Origin of the sequence: Trichloromonas sp., assembly GCF_041583255.1 — a bacterium.
Lineage (GTDB): Bacteria > Desulfobacterota > Desulfuromonadia > Desulfuromonadales > Trichloromonadaceae > Trichloromonas.
Map to the genome: position 1 here is coordinate 1 of NZ_JBFHGD010000309.1, position 2,282 is coordinate 2,282.

The 2,282-nt window shown below is 63.7% G+C and carries 1 protein-coding gene; it reads right to left on the reverse strand.

The annotated features are described in order from the left end of the window. Window positions 1-2,162: isoleucine--tRNA ligase (gene ileS / locus ABYV89_RS16085; protein WP_432823949.1), on the reverse strand; the 2,162-nt coding region annotated here is incomplete at its 3' end. Window positions 2,163-2,282 lie beyond the last annotated feature (120 nt).

The window sequence follows — 2,282 nt, forward strand, 5'->3', positions numbered from 1 at the left end:
ACGCTGCAGAAGTTGTGCACCGCGTGGTAGAGGACGTGGAACTCGTACTCGTCGTACGATTTTTCCACCCGGCCGACCAGGCGCTCGAGGCGCGACAGGGCCCAGCGGTCGATTTCGAGCAGTTCGCCGTCGGCCACCGAATCGGTCGCCGGGTCGAAGCCGTGCAGGTTGCCGAGAATGTAGCGGGCGGTGTTGCGGATGCGCCGGTAGGCGTCGGACAGCCGCTGCAGGATCTCCTGGCTGATGCGGATGTCGTCGCGGTAGTCCTGGGCGGCGACCCACAGGCGCAGGATCTCGGCGCCGAACTTCTTGATCACCTCTTCGGGGGCGACGACGTTGCCGGTCGACTTGGACATCTTCTTGCCGTTGCCGTCGACCACGAAGCCGTGTGTCAGCACCGACTTGTACGGCGGGATGTCGCGGGTGCCGACCGAGGCCAGCAGGCTTGAATGGAACCAGCCGCGGTGCTGGTCGCTGCCTTCGAGGTAGAGGTCGGCCGGCGAGCTCAGCTCGTCGCGCTGTTCGAGGACGGCGGCGTGGGAAACCCCCGAGTCGAACCAGACGTCGAGAATGTCCATCTCTTTGCTGAAGCCGTCGTGCCCGCAGGACGGGCAGCTGGTGCCGGCGGGGAGCAGCTCCTTCGCCTCTTTCTCGTACCAGAGGTCGCTGCCGGCTTCCGAGAACTGGTCGGCGATGTGGTGCATGATCTTGCCGTCAGCCAGCGATTCGCCGCACTTCTCGCAGTAGAAGACGGTGATCGGCACGCCCCAGGTGCGCTGGCGGCTGACGCACCAGTCGGGACGGTTTTCGATCATCCCGAAGATGCGTTCACGGCCCCAGCGGGGGATCCAGTGGACTTCGTTGATGTGCTGCAGGGCCTTGTCGCGCAGGCCGTTGGTTTCCATGGAGATGAACCACTGCTCGGTGGCGCGGAAGATGATCGGCTTCTTGCAGCGCCAGCAGTGCGGGTAGCTGTGGGAAACCTTCCCTTCGGAGAGCAGGGCGCCGACCTCGGTCAGCTTGGCGCTGACCGCCGGGTTGGCCTCGGCCAGCTTCATGCCGCCGAACAGTTCAAGCTCCTGGCGGTATTTGCCGTAATCGTCCACCGGGTTGTAGATGTCGAGGCCGTACTTCAGGCCGACCTGGTAGTCATCCTGGCCGTGGCCGGGGGCGGTGTGGACGCAGCCGGTGCCGGCCTCGAGGGTGACGTGATCGCCGAGCATGAGCAGCGAGCCGCGGTCGTAGAAGGGGTGCCGGCAGCTCTTGCCATCGAAGATCGGGGCGGCAAAGCTGGTCAGCACGGCGTAGTCGCTGATGCCGACGGCCTTGAGCACCTTCTCGTAAAGCCCTTCGGCCATGACCAGCACTTCGCCGCCGGTCTCCACCGCCACGTAGGTCAACTCGGGGTTGAGGCAGACGCCGAGGTTGGCCGGAATGGTCCAGGGGGTGGTGGTCCAGATCACGAAGGAAAGCTTTTTACCTGCCAGCATCGCCAGTTCGTCCGGCAGCGCATCGGTATAGGGAAACTTGACGTAAATCGACGGCGAGGTGTGATCGGCGTATTCCACCTCGGCCTCGGCCAGGGCGGTAACGCAGGAAGAGCACCAGTGGACCGGTTTTTTTCCCTTGTACAGGCCGCCGCGTTCGGCGAAGCGGGCCAGTTCACGGGCGGTGGCCGCCTCGTAATCGGCGGTCATGGTCAGGTACGGCCGGCTCCAGTCGCCGAGGACGCCGAGGCGCTGGAATTCGGTGCTCTGGATATCGACCCATTTTTTGGCGTAGGTCCGGCACTCGCGGCGAAACTCCGCCTTGCTCAGGTCCCGCTTCTTGGAGCCCAGCTGTTTGTCGACCATCAGTTCGATGGGCAGCCCGTGGCAGTCCCAGCCCGGCACGTAGGGGACATTGAAGCCCTGCATGCGGCGGCTTTTGAGGACGATATCCTTGAGGATCTTGTTCAGCGCATGGCCGATATGGGTGTGCCCGTTGGCATAGGGAGGGCCGTCATGCAGGATGAAGCCGGGACGGCCTTTGCCGGCCGCTTCCATTTTCTGGTACAGCCCGATCTGCTCCCAGTGCTCGAGGATTTCCGGTTCGCGCTGGGGCAGGTTGCCGCGCATGGGGAAATCGGTCACAGGCAGATTGAGGGTGTCTTTGTAATCCATAACGGTCCTCCGGCGGGGAAAAATCAAGTCATGTAAATTAGCAAAACGGCGGGATAAGTCAAGGGAAAAGGGGGATTGCGGGCGGATCGGCGGGGCGGGGAGACCGGTCGGCAGGCATGG